General features: G+C 75.6%; 20 protein-coding genes and 1 pseudogene. 13 read left to right on the plus strand and 8 right to left on the minus strand.

Features of this window, described 5'->3' with window-relative positions; translation table 11 throughout:
* Positions 1–94: 94 nt before the first annotated feature.
* Positions 95–493 carry a hypothetical protein gene (locus OO57_RS31795; RefSeq protein ID WP_033256209.1) on the minus strand — a complete coding sequence of 133 codons (399 nt, stop codon included), beginning with the start codon at positions 491–493 and terminating at the stop codon, positions 95–97.
* 326 nt (positions 494–819) lie between these two features.
* On the opposite strand from OO57_RS31795, the pseudogene OO57_RS47465 reads away from it, so the two are divergent.
* Positions 820–1,086, plus strand: a pseudogene (locus OO57_RS47465) (transposase); the annotation flags it as partial.
* A gap of 181 nt (positions 1,087–1,267) precedes the next feature.
* Positions 1,268–1,570, plus strand: a complete 303-nt coding sequence (locus OO57_RS46215) for a transposase (RefSeq protein ID WP_418909932.1) — start codon at positions 1,268–1,270, stop codon at positions 1,568–1,570.
* Here OO57_RS46215 and OO57_RS31805 read toward each other — a convergent pair.
* The 3 genes from OO57_RS31805 to OO57_RS31815 all read right to left on the minus strand — a co-directional run bounded on the left by OO57_RS31805 (position 1,567) and on the right by OO57_RS31815 (position 4,478).
* The gene (locus OO57_RS31805; RefSeq protein ID WP_033256210.1) at positions 1,567–3,051 is read right to left on the minus strand and encodes a sensor histidine kinase; all 1,485 of its coding nucleotides are present in this window, start codon (positions 3,049–3,051) and stop codon (positions 1,567–1,569) included. The genes OO57_RS46215 and OO57_RS31805 overlap by 4 nt on opposite strands.
* A complete protein-coding gene (locus OO57_RS31810) occupies positions 3,048–3,755 on the minus strand; it encodes a response regulator transcription factor (RefSeq protein WP_033256211.1) in 708 nt (235 codons plus the stop codon). The genes OO57_RS31805 and OO57_RS31810 overlap by 4 nt, the downstream gene beginning before the upstream one ends.
* A 306-nt stretch (positions 3,756–4,061) precedes the next feature.
* On the minus strand, positions 4,062–4,478 hold the full coding sequence (locus OO57_RS31815) for a DUF4440 domain-containing protein (RefSeq protein ID WP_033256212.1): 417 nt from the start codon (positions 4,476–4,478) through the stop codon (positions 4,062–4,064).
* 100 nt (positions 4,479–4,578) lie between these two features.
* Between OO57_RS31815 and OO57_RS31820 the strand changes: the two genes are divergently transcribed.
* From OO57_RS31820 to OO57_RS31840, 4 genes are all read left to right on the plus strand, one after another.
* Entirely contained in the window at positions 4,579–4,947 is a 369-nt protein-coding gene (locus OO57_RS31820) for a VOC family protein (RefSeq protein ID WP_033256213.1), read from the plus strand.
* Positions 4,948–5,235: 288 nt separating this feature from the next.
* Positions 5,236–5,796 (plus strand): RNA polymerase sigma factor, encoded by a 561-nt coding sequence (locus tag OO57_RS31825; protein ID WP_033256214.1) that lies wholly within the window; start codon positions 5,236–5,238, stop codon positions 5,794–5,796.
* 32 nt (positions 5,797–5,828) lie between these two features.
* Positions 5,829–6,155: a hypothetical protein gene (locus OO57_RS31830; RefSeq protein ID WP_081974106.1), complete on the plus strand. Its 327-nt coding sequence runs from the start codon at positions 5,829–5,831 to the stop codon at positions 6,153–6,155.
* Between the two features lie 346 nt (positions 6,156–6,501).
* On the plus strand, positions 6,502–7,506 hold the full coding sequence (locus tag OO57_RS31840; protein WP_158715297.1) for a terpene synthase family protein: 1,005 nt from the start codon (positions 6,502–6,504) through the stop codon (positions 7,504–7,506).
* A 44-nt stretch (positions 7,507–7,550) separates the two neighbouring features.
* On the opposite strand, the gene OO57_RS31845 is transcribed toward OO57_RS31840, so the two are convergent.
* A complete protein-coding gene (locus OO57_RS31845; protein WP_033256217.1) occupies positions 7,551–8,468 on the minus strand; it encodes an ADP-ribosylglycohydrolase family protein in 918 nt (305 codons plus the stop codon).
* A gap of 711 nt (positions 8,469–9,179) precedes the next feature.
* On the opposite strand from OO57_RS31845, the gene OO57_RS31850 reads away from it, so the two are divergent.
* From OO57_RS31850 to paaE, 6 genes are all read left to right on the plus strand, one after another.
* Positions 9,180–10,490 (plus strand): M20 family metallopeptidase, encoded by a 1,311-nt coding sequence (locus tag OO57_RS31850; RefSeq protein ID WP_158715298.1) that lies wholly within the window; start codon positions 9,180–9,182, stop codon positions 10,488–10,490.
* Positions 10,491–10,723: 233 nt separating this feature from the next.
* Complete coding sequence (gene paaA, locus OO57_RS31855; RefSeq protein ID WP_051778511.1) at positions 10,724–11,719, plus strand: 1,2-phenylacetyl-CoA epoxidase subunit PaaA; 996 nt, start codon at positions 10,724–10,726, stop codon at positions 11,717–11,719.
* A complete protein-coding gene (paaB, locus tag OO57_RS31860) occupies positions 11,716–12,009 on the plus strand; it encodes a 1,2-phenylacetyl-CoA epoxidase subunit PaaB (RefSeq protein ID WP_030913761.1) in 294 nt (97 codons plus the stop codon). Before paaA ends, paaB begins: the two co-directional genes overlap by 4 nt.
* Before the next feature lie 43 nt (positions 12,010–12,052).
* Entirely contained in the window at positions 12,053–12,934 is an 882-nt protein-coding gene (gene paaC / locus OO57_RS31865) for a 1,2-phenylacetyl-CoA epoxidase subunit PaaC (RefSeq protein ID WP_033256219.1), read from the plus strand.
* Positions 12,928–13,419, plus strand: a complete 492-nt coding sequence (paaD, locus tag OO57_RS31870; protein WP_033256220.1) for a 1,2-phenylacetyl-CoA epoxidase subunit PaaD — start codon at positions 12,928–12,930, stop codon at positions 13,417–13,419. Before paaC ends, paaD begins: the two co-directional genes overlap by 7 nt.
* Positions 13,419–14,486, plus strand: coding sequence for a 1,2-phenylacetyl-CoA epoxidase subunit PaaE (gene paaE / locus OO57_RS31875; RefSeq protein WP_033256221.1), 1,068 nt, complete (start codon positions 13,419–13,421; stop codon positions 14,484–14,486). The genes paaD and paaE overlap by 1 nt, the downstream gene beginning before the upstream one ends.
* A 12-nt stretch (positions 14,487–14,498) precedes the next feature.
* On the opposite strand, the gene OO57_RS31880 is transcribed toward paaE, so the two are convergent.
* On the minus strand, positions 14,499–15,188 hold the full coding sequence (locus OO57_RS31880) for an alpha/beta hydrolase (protein ID WP_033256222.1): 690 nt from the start codon (positions 15,186–15,188) through the stop codon (positions 14,499–14,501).
* A 202-nt stretch (positions 15,189–15,390) separates the two neighbouring features.
* Here OO57_RS31880 and OO57_RS31885 point away from each other — a divergent pair, with 202 nt between their 5' ends.
* A complete protein-coding gene (locus tag OO57_RS31885; RefSeq protein WP_033256223.1) occupies positions 15,391–16,365 on the plus strand; it encodes a helix-turn-helix transcriptional regulator in 975 nt (324 codons plus the stop codon).
* 98 nt (positions 16,366–16,463) lie between these two features.
* Here OO57_RS31885 and OO57_RS31890 read toward each other — a convergent pair whose 3' ends face one another.
* Positions 16,464–17,540 (minus strand): NAD(P)-binding domain-containing protein, encoded by a 1,077-nt coding sequence (locus OO57_RS31890; RefSeq protein WP_033256224.1) that lies wholly within the window; start codon positions 17,538–17,540, stop codon positions 16,464–16,466.
* An 80-nt stretch (positions 17,541–17,620) separates the two neighbouring features.
* On the minus strand, positions 17,621–18,529 hold the full coding sequence (locus OO57_RS31895; protein WP_051778512.1) for an ATP-grasp domain-containing protein: 909 nt from the start codon (positions 18,527–18,529) through the stop codon (positions 17,621–17,623).
* Positions 18,530–18,624: the final 95 nt, after the last annotated feature.

Genomic DNA, 18,624 nt, shown 5'->3' on the forward strand with positions numbered 1-18,624 from the left:
ACCGTCTCCCCGGCCCATTCCCCCATCGCCACAAAACGAGTCTGGCCCCACCACTCACGCGGCGGAGCCAGAACCCAACATCTTCATCAGTCTTCTAGGGGTTGAGGCGCTTGCGGACCTGCTCCATCGCCGCCCGTCCTTCAGGGCTCTCGTATGCCCGCATGAGCGCCTCATAGCTCGGATTGACGAGAGCCGCGATGCTGTCCCGCACCTCAAGGATCCAATTGGGCTGGGCGGACGCGGCCCAGTAACCACGCTCCGCGAGACGACCACTGGCGGACACCTCGTACAGGCGGACCTGGACGACGGGGTCCGATTCTCCGACGACCGAAAGAACCCAATCGCCGGGCGAAAGGTCCACGCGAGCACCGAAGTTGGTGTACAAGCCGTCGAAGGCTCGCCTGCCGCTCTCCGATGGGTCGACCGACGACAGCAGCATGAGCCAGTTGTCCCGCGCTGGCCTGCCGAGCCCGGGGGGCATGTTGACCATCATGGATCGAACGGTAGCAGCGACGCTTTCGCGGAGCCATCTTTCATCCTGAACTACCTTGCAAAGCCTGCTACTTCGGGCGACTGAGGTCGCGTTTCGGCCACTCGGTCCCGCTCGGCCGCGCCGGCCGAAACCGGCGCCCGACGGCGCCCGCACCGTGTCCCAGCCTTGCCCCGACCTGGCACTGGAAGACTGATGAAGACGTTGGGTTCTGGCTCCGCCGTGTGAGTGGTGGGGCCGGACTCGTTTCGTGGCGATGGGGGAATGGGCCGGGGAGACGGTCGGGCCGGATGTGCGGGAGACCTGCCGGGAGTTGATTCCGGTGGGGGAGTGTGTTCGCGTTCCTGGCCGAGCACCGGGGCCGACTGTTCCCGGCGGGGATGTTCGCGGACATGTACCCGTCGGCGAACGGCCGTCCGAGCATGCCGCCGCAGATCCTGGCCGCGGCGATCACGCTGCAGGCCCTGCACGGCCTGTCGGACTTCGCGACCGTCCTGGAACTGCGCTGCGATCTGCGGTGGAAGGCTGCCTGCGGGCTGGGTCTGCACGACACGGCGTTCGACTCGTCGCTGCTGGCCTACTTCCGGCGTCGACTTCCCCGGCGCCGAGGACGAGCCGGTCGACGCGTTCGGCGACACCGCCTACTCCACCGGCCCCACCCACCAGGCGTTACAGCACGCCGGGCACCGGGGGTTCCTCAAGCCCGCTCCACTGAAGACCGCCGTTCCCGGCGGGTTCGGCCTCGACGACTTCGCCATCGACACGGCCGCAAGCACGGTGACCTGCCCGGCCGGCCGCACCGTCCCCCTGTCCGATCCGTCCGGACACAAGATGCAGCGCAAGGCACTGTTCACCGGGCAGTGCACCGGTTGCCCGCTGCGGGAACGGTGCAGCACCGCCAAGGCCGGACGGATCGTCACCATCCGCCCCCACCACGACCTGCTCGCAGCCTCCCGCCGGGCTGCCACCGACCCCGACTGGCAGGCCGCCTACCGCCGCTGGCGGCCACCGGTCGAACGCGCCGTCGCCTGGCTCGTCGCCCACGGCAACCGACGACTGCGATCTTCATCAGTCTTCTAGGCCTTGCCCGGACGGTCGCTCAGCCAGTCGCGGGGGGAGGGGAGGCGGGCGGCGGGCGGGGTGTCGGGGAGGAGGAGGGGGAGGCGGACCTCCAGCCGGCAGCCCGGGGGGTCGGGGCGGTCGGTGAGGCGGGCCGATCCGCGGTGCAGGGCGGCCTGTTGGGCGACCAGGGTCAGGCCGAGACCGGAGCCCGGGCTGTCGGGGCGGCGGTGGAAGCGGTGGAAGACGGCGGCGCGTTCGGCGGGCGGGACGCCGGGGCCGGTGTCGTCCACGGTCAGGCGGGCGGTGCCGTCCGCGACGCTGAGGCGGACGTCCACCTCGGCGGGGCGGTCGGCGGGACGGTCGGTGGGGCGGCCGTGGACGGCCGCGTTGCCCAGTAGGTTGGCGAGCAGGATGCGCAGGCCCGCGTCCCAGCCGAACACTCGTGCCTCCGAAGGTAGTTCGGTGCGGTAGACGGTGCCGGGGTGGCGGCGGGCGGCCTCGGCGACGGCGGTGTCCACCAGTTCCGCGAGGTCGACCGGGCCGAACGCGGAGACCTCCACCAGGTCGCCCCGGGCCAGTGCGGAGAGGGCACTCAGCAGATCTAGCATCCGGACGTGGTCCTGCTTCAACTCGCCGAGCACCTCGGCGCGTTCGTCCTCCGGCAGGCCCGGGTGGGCGGCCAGCACGTCCAGGTTGGTGCGCAGGCTCATCAGCGGGGTGCGCAGCTCGTGCGAGGCCGCCGAGGAGAACGAGCGTGCGGTGTCCAGGGCCTGGGTGGTGCGGGCCGCCTGCTCGTCGTACCGGGAGAGCAACAGGGCGATCGTACCGGACAGTTCGTCCACCTCGGCGGTACCCGTCCGGGCGTGCGCGAACGCCGTGTGCCCGGAGCGCGGGTCCAGTGCGGCCGCCCGGCGGCCCAGTCGGCGCAGCGACAGGGTGGCCCGTTCGGCGAGCGCGAAGGCGACCAGCCCCGAGAGCGGCGCCGCGAACAGCGCCACCAGCAGCACCCGCCGTCGCACCGCCCGCAGTTCGTCCGCGGGCTCCCCGGCCGGGGCCAGTACCCACAGCGTCCCGCCGGCACTCCCGCTGGCACTCCCGCTGATCACCTTCACCGTCAACACCCGCCAGGCGGAGCCGCCTTCGCGGACCGTCACCGCCCCTCCGCCCGGCGTCCGCGGGAGCAGCCGCGGATCGTCCGGCTGCGGGCCCGCCGAGAGCAGCACCGTGCCGTCGGCGGCGGTCACCCGGACGCCCGCGTCCAGCGCCGCGTCCGTCAGCTTGCGCTGCTGGTTCTGCTCCACCCTCGGGCGGCCCCGGTCGTCCGCTGCGAGCAGCCCCCTGGCGTTCGGCAGGAGAGCGGCCGCCCGGGCGCTCAACTGCGCGTCCTGGCGCCGGTGCAGGTCCGTGCCGACCAGCGGCAGCAGCAGTACCCCGGCCGCCACCACCAGCAGCGGCACCAGCGCCGCCGCCCCGATCGCGATCCTGGTCGACAGTTTCACCGGACCGCCCCGCCCCCGTCCGGGGCCCGCAGCACGAACCCCACCCCGCGCACCGTGTGCACCGTCCGGGGGCGGCCGTCGGCCTCCAACTTCCGCCGCAGGTACGAGACGAAGGTGTCCACGGCGTCGCTGCGCACCTCGAAGTCGTAGCCCCAGACCCGGTCCAGCAGCACCTCCCGGGAGAGCACGATGCCCGTGTTCCGGGCGAGTTGGGCCAGCAGCTCGAACTCGCGCCTGGTCAGGCGGAGTTCGGTGCCCTCCCAGAACGCCTGACGGGTCTCGGGGTGGATCCGCAGCGGGCCGACCCGGATCAGGTCCGAGGGCTGCGGCGGGCGGCGGCGCAGCAGCGCGTGCAGGCGCAGCACCAACTCCTCCAGGGCGAACGGCTTCACCAGGTAGTCGTCGGCGCCCGCCTGCAACCCGGCGATCCGGTCGGCGAGTTCGTCCAGCGCGGAGAGCATCAGTACCGGGGTGTCGTCCGCCCGGGCCCGCAGCGTCCGGCACACCTCCGTCCCGGAGGGGCCCGGCATCCCGACGTCCAGCACCAGCACGTCCGGCGGATCCGCGGCGAGAGCCGCCAGCGCCTGCGCCCCGTCCGCCGCGACCGCGACCCGGAAGCCGCTCAACCGCAGCCCGCGCTCCAGACTCCGCCGGATCGCCGCGTCGTCGTCCACCACCAGCACCCGCCCGGCCGATCCGCTCATCCGCTGCACCTCCGCCCAGACCGTACCGTCGCGAGGGAAGACGCGGGGGAGGGGAGGAGAGGGGAGGGACGGGGACGAGGAGGGGCGGGGGCGGGGAGGTGCTGGCGTCGGCGGGTTCGACCGGGCCGAGGGTGGGGCCGGTGCGCCCCGCCGGCCGTCGCCCCCGCGGGGCGCGCCGAACTGTGCGCGGCCGGGTACGTCCTCGGCTGCCCGGCCTTCAGCGCTCCCGCCCGGCCGTCCGGCCGGGCCCCGTGGAGGCGGCGTGCCCGGCGGGGGCCGGAGGGGCGGTGCGGTCCTGGCGGCGGGTCACGGCTCGTCGTGCCAGGAGAAGGCGGTGATCCGCCAGCCGTCCGGGGTGCGGGCGAACTGGAAGGTCTTGGTGCCGGCGCCCTCGTACGGTTCGCCGTTCAGCAGGCCGGACTTGCGGTAGGTGCCGATCCGGCAGGCCACCCCGTCGGCGATCTCGGTGCGCTCGTCGACCTCCCACTCGTGGAAGTCGGTCAACCGGCCGTCGGAGAGCAGGAGTTCGCGCGGGGCGATGAACTCCTCGACGCCGTACGCGGCGTAGGCGGGCGAGGTCACCACGATCACGCCGCCGGGCAGCATCAGCCGCCGCAGCCGCCCGACGTCGGCCGGGCCGCCGTGCCGGTTGTCGAACGCGCCGAAGAACTCGCTGGTCAGCCGGTCGAGTTCGGCCTTGGCCGTGAGGGTGGTCTCGGACATGGTCCGCACCGTAACACCGCGCCCCCGCCGGGCGGGAGGGGGCGGTGACAGGAGGGAACCCGGTTGCCGGTCCTTACCGCCAGGGTTGAGAATCCGGGGCATGACTTCTGTGATCAAGCACGTGACCATCGACAGCCTCGACCCCTACCGCCTCGCCTCGTTCTGGTCCGAGGTGCTCGGCCAGCCGCTGCACGAGGAGGACTTCCCCGGCGACCCGCAGGCGCTGATCGAGGCCGCGGGCCTGCTGTTCGTGACCGTGCCGGAGGAGAAGGCGGGCAAGAACCGGATCCACTTCGACCTGCAGCCGCAGGGGCGGACCCGGGACGAGGAGGTCGAGCGGCTGGTCGCCCTGGGCGCGGTGCGGGTGGACGACCAGCGGCGCCCGGACGGCACCGGCTGGGTCGTGCTGGCGGACATCGAGGGCAACGAGTTCTGCGTGGAGCGGAGCGCGGCCGAGCGCGCGGCCTGAGGCCGGGTCCGAGTCTGCGGCTGGGCCTGCGGCTGCGGCTGCGGCTGGGCCTGCGGCTGCGGCTGAGTCTGCGGCCGCGGGACGGCCTTCGGAGGGCCGCCGGGAACCGGGGTGAATCCTTTCCGGCGGCCCGTGCCTCTTATGGGCATCACGCCGGACGGTGCACGGGGCGCCGGACGGCACGGAACAGCCCGGAGGAGAGAAACATGGTGGTCGCCGTTCTGGTCGGCGCGGGTGCGGTCCTGCTCTGCAGCTGCGTGCTGGTGCTCAAGCGGAGGCGGGGGAGCCGTGGTTGAGACCGCCTGGCCCGGCGAGGAGGTGATCCGCGCGGCGCGCAGCGGCGACCGGGACTCGCTGGCCGTACTGGTCGCCGAAGCGCACCCGAACGTCCGCCGGTTCGCGCACTCGCTGTGCGCCAGCCCGGAGGACGCGGAGGACGCCGCGCAGGAGGCGCTGATCGTCCTGTACCGGCGGATCGGCATGCTGCGGGCCAGCGGCGCGCTCGCGTCCTGGCTGTTCCGGATCGTCCGCAACGAGTGCCTGCGCCGGATCCGGGCCACGCGGCCGCCGCTCGCCGAACTGCCCGGCGGGACGGGGACGGGGGCGGTGGCGGACTCGGCGGAGCAGGAGGCGCTGCGGCGGCTCGACACCGAGCGGGTCGCCGCCGCGATCGCCGCGCTCCCCGCCGACCAGCGCCGGGTGCTGATCATGCGCGACCTGCAGGGCCTCGGCGGGCGGGCCGTCGCGGACGCGCTCGGGCTGAGCACGGCCGCGATGAAGTCCCGGCTGCACCGGGCCCGGGCGGCCGTCCGGGCCGAACTCAGCGGCGTCCCGGGCGGCGTGCGGTGAACGGGAGCGGCACGGGCGGCGGGGGCGGCCCGGTGGGTGGAGGCGGGGGCAGCGGGGGAGGCCCGGCGGGCGGGTGGCGGTCGCCGGTCGGCGGGCCCGACTACGCGAGCGCCACCCTGCCGCGCCACCTGCTGCGCGGTGCGGCCGGGTTCGGCGCGATCGGGGCGGGCCTGGCCCTGCTGCCGGTGCTGGGGCTGCCCGCCCTGCTGCTGGTCCCGGTCGGGCTGTTCGCCCTGCGGGGCTGCCCGATGTGCTGGACGATCGGGTTGCTGCAGACGCTCTCCCGGGGTCGGCTGCAACGTTCTTGCGCGGACGGCCGGTGCAGCATCGCGGCCCGGCCCAAGGACGCGGGGCAGTAGCGGGCGGATCATCGGATGAGCTGGGGGATCCGCCGGGTGGGGGAACGGCCGCCGGTTCTGCGCCGCCCGGCCCGGACGGTCCAGCAGACTCGTCCCGTCGGGCGGCGGACCCGTTCCGACGGCCCCGTGCCGGCAGGCCCGCTGCGGCGGACCCGTTCCGCGGGTCCGTACCGGCGGGTCCGGCCCGGGGCCGCCCGTTCCGAAGTCGCCCGGCCCGCCCGGACGTCCAGGGCACCCGGACGCCCCGGGCGCCCGTCCGACGCACCCACCCGTCCGACGCGCGGACCCGACCGAGGCACCCGCCCGACGCGCGCGCCGGATGCGCACCCCCGAGGAGGACCCCGCCATGAGCCCCGCCACCGCGCACCGCCTCCCGGCCGGACCGCTCGCCGGGCTGCTCGAACGGATCCCCGCCCCCGGCCCCCACCCGCACGCCGACGCGCTCCGCGAGGAGGCCGTGCACTGGCTGTCCGGCACCGGGCTGCTCGACCGGGAGGGCGTCGAACGGCTCCTGGAACAGGGCCACTTGGAGCTGGCCGCGCACTGCTGGGGCGACCTCCCGCCCGGCCCCGCACTACGGGCCGCCACCCAGTGGCTGCTGCTCGGCTGGATCCTCGACGACCGGTTCGACCGGCACTGGCTCGGCGACCCGTCCGACGAACCCGACCGCACCGTCCGCGAACTCGCCGCCCTGCTCGGCCCGGAGCTCGGCCCCGGCGCCACCCCGCCCGCCCCCGGCACCCCGCTGGCCCGGGCCTTCCGCACCCTCTGGCAGGACAGCATCGCCCTCGCCGGGCCGTCCTGGCGGGCCCGCCAGACCGCCGACTTCCGCAGCTACCTGGAGAGTTCACTCGACTTCCTGCGCCTGCGCGGCGCCACCCCCACCGTCCCGCAGTACCTCTCGCACCGCGACCAGGACGGCGCCACCCGCTGCGCCGCCGGGGCGGTCGAGCTCGCGCACCGCCTCGACCTGGCCGAACAGTTCCACGGCCACCCCCAACTCGTCGACCTGCGCACCCGGTTCGACCACCTGGTCGGCTGGGCCAACGACCTCTGCTCCTACCGGGTCGAGACCGCCGCCGGGCACGGCAACAACCTGCTCAGCGCCCTCGAAGTGCACGAGCGGCTGCCCCGGGACGCCGCCGCGGCCCGGGTCGCCGCGCTCTGCGACGCCGAACTCACCACCCTGGAGTTCCTCGCCGAGGGCATCGCCCGCGGCTCCCACTGGCCGCCCCAAGTGCGCTGCTACGTCCGGGCCCTGGTCCGCTTCGTGCACGCGCTGCTGCACTGGAGCGCGACCAGCGCCCGCTACCGCCCGCAGCCCGTCCCCCCGCCCCGGGGACGCGAGTAGGGCGCGGTACGGGGCCCGGCGGGGCTCGGCGGAGCCCGGCCGGGTCAGAGCGGGGGCAGCGGCTCCTGCGCGGCCAGCCAGTCCGCCGGGGCGTCGGCGAGACCGGTGCGGGCAGCGACCACGCCGCCCGCGACGGCGCAGGTGGTGTCCATGTCGCCCCAGCCCGCCAGGGTCTGCCACAGCGCCTCGGTGAGGTCGTCCAGGTGCCCGGCCGCGGACCAGAGCGCGAACGGGACGGTGTCCTGCGCGGAGACCCGGAAGCCGGAGCCGAGCACCGTCGCGGCGTGCCGCACGCTCGTCCCGGCCGGGAAGCGGGCCGCGATCCGCAGCCCGGAGCGCACGTCGCCCTCCGGGAGCAGGCCCGCGACCTCCGCCAGGAACTCGGCCCGCCCCGGCGCGGCCGCCCCGCGCGAGCGCACCGCCAGCGCCGCGGCCAGCGCCACCGCCTGCGCGCCCGCCACCGCCTCCGGGTGCGCGTGCGTTGTCCCGGCCGAGCGGGCGGCCTGCTCGGCGACGGCCGCCAGGTCGTCCGCGAACCAGGCGCCGAGCGGGGCGACCCGCATCGCGGCGCCGTTGCCGTGCGAACCCTGCCCGCCGAACAGGGCGGAGGTGACCGCGACGTGGTCGGCCCCGTCCTGCACCGCCCGCAGCACCTGGTGCATCGAGGGCCCGTACTTGCGGTGCGGGAAGGCCGTGTACTCGGCCGCGAACTCCCTTGCCAGCGCGGCCGGTTCGACCTCGCCGCGGGCCCGCAGGTGCCGGGCCAGGACGAGCGCCATCGCGGTGTCGTCCGTCCAGTGCCAGGGCGCGGGACGGACGATCCGGGCCGCGGACTCCGCCGAGGCCTGGTCCACCGGCGGGTGGAACCAGCGGTCACCGAACGCGTCGCCCAGGGCCAGCCCGTGCAGGCTGTCCGAGGCGGGGCGGGGGACGGGACGGGGGACGGGGCGGAGGGCGGACACGGGAGGCTCCGGGGGAGGGGGAAGAAGGGGGGATCGGCAGGGTTGATCCTGCCGAGCGGAACGGGAGGTTCGCGAACGGATTTCCGTCCGGGAGCTGAACGCCGGGTGTCACCCGGTCGACGACTCCGGGCGCCACCCGACTGGTACCAAAGGCTGATTCGCTGTCACCCATCGGACGGGGTTCGCTCGATCGTGGGCGGTTCGTGCTGCCGAACCGCCCCCGTGGGTCCAAGGTGGGAGCAGGACGCACTCGGAAGATCGCGTCCCGCTCGCCGCTCCAGGCCCGGGCCCGTGCACGCGCCCCGGCGGACGCCGTCCGCCGGGCGTGCGCCCCCGGACCCGCCGCGACGCGCTGAGCGGCAGGCCACCTCGCAGGGAGGCGAACCGATCTTCTAGGCTCGCTCATCGGTCCCCTGCCTCGGTGCCCGTCCGCACCGAGGAACGGAGACCGACGTCCCCGGGCTCCGGGCCGAGCCGGAGCCGCGGACCGAGCGAGGAGGACGCAGTGTTGCCCAGCCCCAGGTCGCACCGTACGACGCGAACGAGCCAGACGCCGCGCAGGACCCCCCGGCCGCTCGCCCCACCGATACCGTCAGGTGCCCCGCGACCTGCCGGGGGTGAACAGTGAGTCCCCATACCGTGGCTCCCGAGCCGCACCCCGCCGAAGCACTGCAAGCACCCGCCGAAACAGCCGCCGGAACACCCGCCGGAATGCGGGCCGGAACACCCGCCGGAGCGCGGGCCGGAACACCCGCCGCCGAACCTGCACCCGCCGCCGGACCTGCCCCGGCCGCCGGACCCGCGGCCGCGGACCCCGCCGAACTGCCCACCGCCGCAACGGCGGTGACCCCGACCGCCGCACTGCCCGGCCTCCCGCGCACCCTCACCACCCGGGCCCGGACCCTCGCCGCGGCCGTCCGCAAGCGCTGCGCCGACCTGGCCCGGATCGAGTCCCCCTCCGGCGACGCGGTCCGGCTCGACTCGCTCGCCGAGGAACTCGCCGCGGGCTACGCCGCCACCGGCGCCACCGCCGTCCGGCAGCGCTGCGACCACGGCGACCACCTCGTCCTGGACTGGCCCGGGCAGCAGGAGGACCTCCCGCACCTGCTGGTGGTCGGCCACCACGACACCGTCTGGCCGGTCGGCACCCTCGCCGACTGGCCGGTCGAGGAGCGCGACGGGCGGCTCACCGGCCCCGGCGTCCTCGACATGAAGGGCGGACTCGCCCTGCTGGAAGGCGCGTTCGCGCTCCTCGCCGACCTCGGGCAGCGGCCGCACCGGCCCGTCCGGCTGGTGATCGTCTCGGACGAGGAGGTCGGCAGCCCCGACGGCCGCCGCCAGGTCGAACGCCACCTGCGGGGCGCCGCCGCCGTCCTCGGGCTCGAACCCGGGCACCCCGACGGCCGCCTCAAGACCGCCCGCCGCGGCTCCACCCGGGTCCGGCTCACCGTCACCGGGCGCGAGGCCCACGCGGGCAACGACGCCGCCGACGGGGTCTCCGCGATCGACGAACTCGTCGACCAGCTGATCGCCGTCCGCGGCCTCGCCCGCCAACCCGGCACCGAACTCAACACCGGACGGATCCACGGCGGCACCCGCGCCAACGTCATCGCCGGACGCGCCGAAGCCGAACTCGGACTGCGCTTCTCCACCACCGAGGCCCAGCACCGCACCCTCGACACCCTCGCCCACCTCACCCCCCACCGGCCCGGCGCCGACGTCCGCACCGAGGTCCTCTCCAGCCGCCCCGCCTGGCCCGAACGCGCCGGCAACCCGCTGCTGCGCCACGTCCGCTCGCTCGCCGCCGCCCTCGGCCAGCACCTCGACGGCGCACCCGCGGGCGGCGCCGGCGACACCAACCTGGCCGGCGCGAGGGGCCTGCCGACCCTGGACGGCCTCGGCGCGGTCGGCGCCGGCCCGCACGCCCGCACCGAGCACCTGCGGATCGACCAACTGGGCCCCCGCATCGCCCTGCTGGCCGCCCTGCTGGCGGTGCCGCTGCCCAGGCTGCGCGAGCGGTAGCGGGTCCTTCAGGGGCCAGGGGCCAGGGGCCAGGGGCCAGGGGGACGGCGGGCCCGGGGCTGCTGGCGGTGCACTGCCGGTGCGTGCCGCTGCTCCGGGTTCCGTTCGTACCGCCCGAAGCAGCACGGACCTCCGGTGGGCTCCGCCGCCGGCAGTTCGGACCCGCCGTTCCCCGGGCCCCTGATCGCTCCTGTCCGTGACCTCCTTGCCACCGCCCGACCCCTGTGTACAGAATGGAACCGACCGAACGGTCAGTCGGGAGGTGGGTCGTGGAGGCGCAGGCTCAGGTGCAGGCGCGGTTCGACGCGGCGGTGGCCGCCGAGCAGCGGGTGGAGCCGCGGGACTGGATGCCGGAGGCGTACCGGGCGACGCTGGTGCGGCAGATCGCGCAGCACGCCCACTCGGAGATCATCGGCATGCAGCCGGAGGGCAACTGGCTGACCCGGGCGCCCTCGCTGCGCCGCAAGGCGATCCTGCTGGCCAAGGCCCAGGACGAGGCCGGGCACGGGCTGTACCTGTACGCGGCGGCGGAGACCCTCGGGGTGGACCGCGCCGAGCTGACCGAGAAGCTGGTCGACGGCCGGCAGAAGTACTCCTCGATCTTCAACTACCCGACGCTGACCTTCGCCGACGTCGGCGTGATCGGCTGGCTGGTGGACGGCGCGGCCATCTGCAACCAGGTCCCGCTGTGCCGGTGCAGCTACGGGCCGTACGCCCGGGCGATGGTGCGGATCTGCAAGGAGGAGTCCTTCCACCAGCGGCAGGGCTACGAGTTGCTGATGACGATGACGGCCGGGACGGACGCGCAGCGCGCCATGGTGCAGGACGCGGTGGACCGCTGGTGGTGGCCCTCGCTGATGATGTTCGGCCCGCCGGACGGGGCCTCGCCGAACAGCGAGCGCTCGATGGCCTGGCGGATCAAGCGGCACAGCAACGACGAGCTGCGCCAGCGCTTCGTCGACATGACCGTCCCGCAGGCCGAGCACCTGGGCGTGCTGCTGCCCGACCCGGAGCTGGCCTGGAACGCGGAGCGCGGCAGCTGGGACTTCGGCGAGCCGGACTGGTCCGAGCTGCAGCAGGTGATCAAGGGCCACGGCCCGTGCAACGCGCAGCGGATCGAGCGGCGGCGGGCCGCCCACGAGGGCGGCGCCTGGGTGCGCGAGGCGGCCTCGGCGTACGCCGCCAAGCGAGCTGCCGAGGAAGCCTCCGGGGAAAGGAGTTCGGGATGAGCGGGGAACGGGCCTCCTGGCCGCTGTACGAGGTGTTCGTGCGGCCCCGGCGCGGGCTGAACCACGTGCACGTCGGGTCGCTGCACGCGGCCGACGACAAGATGGCGCTGCTCGCGGCGCGCGACCTGTACACCCGGCGCAACGAGGGGGTGAGCCTGTGGGTGGTCCGCTCGGACGCGATCACCGCGTCCAGCCCGGACGAGCAGGACCCGTTCTTCGCGCCCAGCGGGGACAAGGTGTACCGGCACCCGACGTTCTACCCGATCCCCGAGGACGTCCCGCACATCTGACGAACCGTCAGGAAACCGCCAAGGAACTGGCAGGGAAGGCGACATGAGCGACGACCACGTGTACCTCTCGCTGACCGAGGCGGGCCCGGGGCCGGAGGGCGAGGCCCGCTGGGCGTACGGCACGGGGTTCGCCGACCCGCTGCTGGGGGTGGACGCGGCGGCGCCGAAGGGCATCGACCCGGCCGACCTCGCCGCGTACTGCCTGATGCTGGGCGACGACGTGCTGGTGCTCTCCCAGCGGCTGATCCAGTGGATCACCCGCGCACCGGAGTTGGAGGAGGAGGTGGCACTCGCCAACCTCGGCCTCGACCTGCTCGGCCAGGCCCGCCGCCTGCTCACCCGGGCCGGACAGCTCGACGGCAGCGGCCGCGGCGAGGACGAACTCGCCTACTGGCGCGAGGAGTCCGCGTACCGCAACGTGCGGCTGGTGGAGCTGGAGAACGGCGACTTCGCGCAGTGCGTGGTGCGGCTGCTGCTGTTCGCCACCGCCCGGGAGGAGCTGTACCGGCGCCTCGTCGGCCACGCCGACCCGGTGCTGTCGGCCGTCGCGGCGCTCGGCGTCAAGGAGTTGGCGTACCACCGCGAGTACGCGTCCTCCTGGGCGGTGCGGCTCGGCGACGGCACCGAGGAGTCGCACCGGCGGATGCGGGCGGCGCTGGACGCGCTCTGGCCCTGGCTGGAGGAGCTGTTCACCCCGCACGAGGTCGAACTCCGGCTCGGCGTCGACCCGTTGCAGCTGCGCGAGCCCGTACTCGCCAGCCTGGAGCAGGTGTTGGCCGAGGCCACGCTGCCCGTCCCCGACCTCCCCGGCCGGGCGTACGTGAACGGGCGGGCCGGGCGGCACGGGGTGCACACCGAGGCGATGGGGCCGCTGCTCGCCGAACTGCAGGTGGTGGCCCGGGCGCACCCGGGGGCGACGTGGTGAGCACCCTGCGGGAGCGCGCCCGGGAGGTCGCCGCCGCCGTGCCCGACCCCGAACTGCCCATGCTCACCCTGGAAGACCTCGGCGTGCTGGCCGAGGTGGACGTCGCGGAGGCGGACGGGGCGGTCACCGCCTGGCTCACCCCCACCTACTCCGGCTGCCCGGCCGTCGCCGAGATGGCCGCCGACGTGGCCCGCAGGCTGCGGGCCGCCGGGTTCGCCGACGTACGGGTGCGGCTGCGGATCGACCCGCCCTGGTCCAGCGACCGGATCAGCGCCGAGGGCCGCCGCAAGCTCGCCGCGGCGGGCATCGCGCCCCCGCACCCCGGCGGGCTGCTGCAACTCGCCCCGACCAGGCGGGCGGTGGCCTGCCCGCAGTGCGGCTCCGCGGACACCGAGGAGCTCTCCCGGTTCGGCTCCACCGCCTGCAAGTCGCTGTGGCGGTGCCGCAGTTGCCGCGAACCCTTCGACCGGATCAAGGAGATCTGATGGCCGTCCGCCGCCCGCGGTTCCACCCGCTGCCGATCGGCACCCTGGAACGGCTCTGCGAGGACGCCGTCGCGGTGACCTTCGACGTCCCCGCCGACCTCGCCGCCGAGTTCGCCTTCCGCCCCGGCCAGAGCCTCACCCTGCGCCGGACGGTCGACGGCGCCGACGAGCGCCGCTCCTACTCGCTCTGCTCCCCGGTCGGCGGCCCGCTGCGGATCGCGGTCCGCGAAGTCCCCGGCGGGCTGTTCTCGCACTGGCTGGTGAGCGAGGCCGAACCCGGCGAGGTCGTCGAAGTCCTGCCCCCCGCCGGGGCGTTCGCCGCCGACCCGGCCGAACCCGGCGAGCACGTGCTGATCGCGGCGGGCTCCGGCATCACCCCCGTGCTCTCCATCGCCGCCTCCGTCCTGGCCGGCCACCCCGACTCCAGGGTCACCCTGCTGTACGGCAACCGGCGCAGCGACACCGTGATGTTCGCCGACGAACTCGCCGACCTCAAGGACCGCTACCTGGAGCGCTTCCAACTCGTCCACGTGCTCTCCCGGGAGAGCCGCGACGCCGAACTGCTCAGCGGCCGCCTCGACCCCGAGCGGGTCACCGCCCTGCTGACCGCCCTGGTCGACGCCCCCGCCGTCGACCACTGGTGGCTGTGCGGACCGTACGGGATGGTGCTCGGGACGAAGCAGCTGCTGGCCGAACTCGGCGTCCCCGCCGGGCGGGTGCACCAGGAGCTGTTCCACGCCGACGACGAGCGGCCCGAGGAACGGCACGCCGAACCCGGGCCGGACGCCGCCGCCAGCGAGGTCACCCTCGTCCTCGACGGCCGCTCCAGCACCCTCGCCCTGCCGCGCGACCGCTCCATCCTCGACGGCGCCCAACGCGCCCGCCCCGACCTGCCGTTCGCCTGCAAGGGCGGCGTCTGCGGCACCTGCCGCGCCCTGGTCCGCGACGGCAAGGTCGAGATGCGGCGCAACTTCGCCCTGGAGGAGGCCGAGTTGGCGGCCGGGTACGTCCTCACCTGCCAGGCCCGGCCGGTCTCCGACCGGGTCACCGTCGACTACGACCGCTGAGCGGGCCCGGGCTCAACTCCGGGCGGCCGCCGCGTCGATCAGGGCGGCCAGCTCGGCGGGACGGCTGAACATCGGCCAGTGACCGGAGTCCAGGTCGACGTACTCGACCCGCTCCATCCGGGACACCTCCGGGGCCGCGCCCTGCGCGACCCACCCCTGCACCTGCTCCGGCGAGGCCTCGGCGCACAGCATCGTCACCGGCACGCCGTGGCGCCGCCCGTCCGACAGCCGGACCGGGGCCAGCGCGACACCCTCCGGGACGGGGACGGCCTCCGCCGCGATCCGGGCCCGCAGCCCCTCGTCCAGGTCCGCACTGGTCGACCCCGCGAAGGGCTCCCACCCCGGGAACGGCACCGCGCCGTCGACCACCGGGAACAGGTCCGCGTACGGGTGCCCGTCCTGGTGCGGGAACCCGTCCACCAGCACCAGCCCCGCGACCTCGCCCGGCCGGGCGTCCACCGCCATCCACCCCAGCGAACAGGCCGCCGAGTGCCCCACCACCAGCGGCTTCCCCTCCGCCGCGTCCACCGCGGCCACCACCGCGGCGAGCTGCTCCGCCAGCGTCGCGTCCGCCCGCCCGTCCCCCTGCCCGGGCAGGGTCAGCGGCACCGGGCGGTGCCCGCGCTCGACCAGGGCGGGCACGACCGCCTCCCAGGCGGTGGCGCCGTTCAGCCAGAGGCCGCCGATCAGCAGGACGTCCATGGGGTCTCCTCCGTTCAACGGGGCCGCGCACGGCCCGTTCGAGCAGGTCACTGCCCATGCTAGGAAGGGTTCAGGACGATCGGCTTCCTGAATCGGCGGGCACTTTCCGGCAGCCGCAGGGGGACGGACCAGGGGCCACTGCACAGCACGGATCCGCCGGTGGGCCCCGGGCCCCGGGAGGCGTTTCTTCTACGCTGTCGGTGTGTCGAGCACTGGGAGCAGCCCCACCGCGCGGGCGTTGCGCGCGCTGGAGATCCTGCGGGAACGGCCGGGGACCACGTCGGAGCAGTTGGCGCAGCGGCTGGGGGTGACGGACCGGGCCGCGCGGCGGTACGTGGCGGTGCTGCGGGAGGCCGGGGTGCCGGTGGAGTCGGAGCGGGGGCCGTACGGGGGCTACCGGCTGGGGCGGGGCGCGCGGCTGGCGCCGGTCTCGTTCACGCAGGAGGAGGCGCTGGGGCTGGTGATGGCGGTGCTGGACGGGCGGCCCGCCGCCACCGACCCGGAGGACCTGGTGGGGGCCGCGCTCGGCAAGGTGGTGCGCGCGCTGCCGGAGGCGATCGGGCGGCAGGCCGCCGCGCTGCGGGCGCACGCCGCGGCCGCGCCCGACCCGTACCCGGCGCACCCCGACCCGGCGGTGGCCAGCACGCTGGTGGAGGCGATCGCGGCGCGGCGGCGGGTGCTGATCGGCTACCGCAGCGGGGACGGCGACGAGTGGCGGGCGGAGGTCGACCCGTGGGCGGTGGTGGTGCGCCGGGCCCGCTGGTACCTGCTGTGCCACTCGCACCGGGCGGACGCCGTCCGCACCTACCGGATCGACCGCGTCCGGACCGCCGAGCGGTCCGGCACGCCGTTCACGATGCCGGACGGCCTCGACCCCGTCGCCGCGCTGGAGGAGCACCTGGGCAGCGGCTGGGCGTTCCGCACCCGGGTGCGCTTCGACGCCCCGGCGGAACGGGTCGCCCCCTGGGTCGGCCCGGCGATGGGGCGGTTGCGGCCGGACGGGGAGGGGTGCGTGCTGGAGGGCAGCACCCGCAACCCGGCGATGTACGCGGGGGAGTGGCTGGCGGCCGTCCCGTTCCCGTTCCGGGTCCTGGAGGGGCCCGAACTGCGGGCGGCGGTGGCGCAGTTGGCGGCCAGGTTCACCGAGGCGGCCGCGGAGCCGGACGCGCGGGGCTGAGCCGGACGGGCCGCGGTCGGCGGCCCCGACGGTGCGCTTCGACGCCGCCGCGGTGGCCGACCTCGGCACCGGGCCCGCAGGCCCGCCGCGGCGGACCCTCAGACCGCGGCGGGCTGCGGGGCGGGGCGCAGCAGCCGGACCACCTCGTTGACGGCCGTGCGGCCCGCGCGGTTGGCGCCGACGGTGGAGGCCGAGGGCCCGTAGCCGAGCAGGTGGACGCGCGGGTCGTCGGCGACCCGGGTGCCGTCCATCCGGATGCCGCCGCCCGCGGTGCGCAGGCCGAGCGGGGCGAGGTGGGTGAGCTCGGCGCGGAAGCCGGTCGCCCAGACGATCGCGTCCACCGCCAACTCCTCGTCGCCCCAGGCGACTCCGTGCTCGGTGAGCCGGTCGAACATCGGGCGGCGGTGCAGCACGCCCAGCTCCTCGGCGCGGCGGTACGCCACGCTCGGGCCCAGGCCCGTCACCGAGACGACGCTGCGCACCGGCAGCCCGGCCCGCACCCGCGCGTCCACCTCGGCGACCACCCCGCGGCCGAACTCCTCGGTGAACGGCCCCTCGTGGACCAGCGGCGGGGTGCGCGTCACCCACACCGTCTCGGCGACCGCGCCGAGTTCGGAGAGCACCTGCACCGCGGAGGCGCCGCCGCCCACCACGACCACCCGCTGCCCGGCGAACCCGGCCGGGCCGCGGTAGTCGGCGTAGTGCAGCTGCCGCCCGGCGAAGCGGCCCGGGTAGCGGGGGAGGAAGGGCCGCGTCCAGGTGCCGGTGGCGTTCAGCAGGGCGCGGGCGGCCCAGCGCCCGGCGTCGGTCTCCACCAGCAGCCGCCCGTCCGGCCCGCCGTCGGCCCGCCCGTCCGGCCGCTCGCGCACGGCGAGCACCTTCACCGGCCGCAGCACCGGCAGCGCGTGCTTCGCCTCGTACGCGGCGAAGTAGCCGGGGACGGCGATCCGGGCCTCGGTGGCCGGGTCGGTGGCCGGGAGCTCGAAGTCCGGCAGGTCGTGGAAGCCGTGCACGGTCGCCATGGTGAGCGAGGGGGAGCGGTGCGCCCAGGCGCCGCCGGGGGCGTCGTCCGCGTCCAGCACCACGAAGCCGGTGTGCGGGGCGAAACCGCGGCGGCGCAGGTGGTAGGCGGCGGACAGGCCGGCCTGGCCCGCGCCGATCACCAGCGCGTCCACCTCGCGGACGGCGCCCCGGCCAGCGCCCCGGACGGCGCCCCGGACGGCGCCCGCGGACCCGGTACTTGCACGTTCAACGGTCACACCGGTGAAACACCGGGGCGCGGCCGGCTGTTCCCCGGCAGCAGGGCGCGGGCCGCCGCGGCCAGCCGCTCCGGGCCGCCCGGGCACAGGTCGAGGAACAGCCGGGGCTCGGTCAGCTCCAGCTCGATCAGCGCGGGCGAACCGTCCGGCAGCCGGACCAGGTCGACCCGGGCGTACAGCAGCTCGCCCGGCGCCGCGGACGCCGCCAGCACCCGGGCGGCCAGCGCCAGTTGGTCGGTGTCCGGCTCGCGGGCGACGTCCGCGAAGCCGCCGCCCAGCATCGGCCCGCGGCGCACCGCGTGGCTGAACTCCCCGCCCAGGTACAGCAGCGAGGTCTCCCCCTCGTCCTCCACCATCGCCAGGTACGGCTGCACCATCGCCGTCCGCCCGGCCCCCGTCAGCGCGGCGACCTGTGCCAGCGCCGCGGCCCGGTCGGCGGTGCGGACGGTGTCCCGCGCGCCGGAGGAGACGGTCGGCTTCACCACCACCTCCGGCCAGTCGACCGCCCCCAGCGCCGCGGCCGCGTCCACCGGCCCGCCCGGGGCGACCCACAGCGTCGGCACCACCGGCAGCCCGGCCTCCGCCAGGCCGCGCAGGTACGTCTTGTCGGTGTTGCGCTCCAGCACCCGGGCCGGATTGGCCAGCCGGGTCAGCGCGGAGACCCGGCGCGTCCAGGCCAGGAACTCCTCGCGGTACAGGATGTAGTCCCAGACGCTGCGCACCAGCACCAGGTCGTACCCCGCCCAGTCCACCCCCGGGTCGTTCCAGTACGCGGCCTCCGCCTCCACCCCGAGCCGCGCGAACGCCGCCAGCACCGGGATCGCCTCCACGTCCTCCACCCCGCGGCAGGTGGCGTACGCGACCCGCGCGGGTCGGTGGACGGGCGGGCGCAGGACGGTGCTCACGGGAGGGCTCCTGGGGTCGGGGCGAAGCGGTGCGCTGCGAGCCTCCAACGCGCCCCTGACCAGTGTCAATCGTTATTCCGCAGCTGACCGGCGGA

Origin of the sequence: Kitasatospora phosalacinea (assembly GCF_000717185.1) — a bacterium.
GTDB classification, from domain to species: domain Bacteria; phylum Actinomycetota; class Actinomycetes; order Streptomycetales; family Streptomycetaceae; genus Kitasatospora; species Kitasatospora phosalacinea_A.

What these genes read in the sequence shown, in the direction of transcription:
- OO57_RS31795 (WP_033256209.1), bottom strand. Translation starts at nt 493, where the DNA reads ATGATGGTCAACATGCCCCCCGGGCTCGGCAGGCCAGCGCGGGACAAC.
- OO57_RS31810 (WP_033256211.1), bottom strand. Translation starts at nt 3,755, where the DNA reads ATGAGCGGATCGGCCGGGCGGGTGCTGGTGGTGGACGACGACGCGGCG.
- OO57_RS31815 (WP_033256212.1), bottom strand. Translation starts at nt 4,478, where the DNA reads ATGTCCGAGACCACCCTCACGGCCAAGGCCGAACTCGACCGGCTGACC.
- OO57_RS31820 (WP_033256213.1), top strand. Translation starts at nt 4,579, where the DNA reads ATGACTTCTGTGATCAAGCACGTGACCATCGACAGCCTCGACCCCTAC.
- OO57_RS31840 (WP_158715297.1), top strand. Translation starts at nt 6,502, where the DNA reads ATGAGCCCCGCCACCGCGCACCGCCTCCCGGCCGGACCGCTCGCCGGG.
- OO57_RS31850 (WP_158715298.1), top strand. Translation starts at nt 9,180, where the DNA reads ATGCGGGCCGGAACACCCGCCGGAGCGCGGGCCGGAACACCCGCCGCC.
- paaA (WP_051778511.1), top strand. Translation starts at nt 10,724, where the DNA reads ATGGAACCGACCGAACGGTCAGTCGGGAGGTGGGTCGTGGAGGCGCAG.
- paaB (WP_030913761.1), top strand. Translation starts at nt 11,716, where the DNA reads ATGAGCGGGGAACGGGCCTCCTGGCCGCTGTACGAGGTGTTCGTGCGG.
- paaC (WP_033256219.1), top strand. Translation starts at nt 12,053, where the DNA reads ATGAGCGACGACCACGTGTACCTCTCGCTGACCGAGGCGGGCCCGGGG.
- paaE (WP_033256221.1), top strand. Translation starts at nt 13,419, where the DNA reads ATGGCCGTCCGCCGCCCGCGGTTCCACCCGCTGCCGATCGGCACCCTG.
- OO57_RS31880 (WP_033256222.1), bottom strand. Translation starts at nt 15,188, where the DNA reads ATGGACGTCCTGCTGATCGGCGGCCTCTGGCTGAACGGCGCCACCGCC.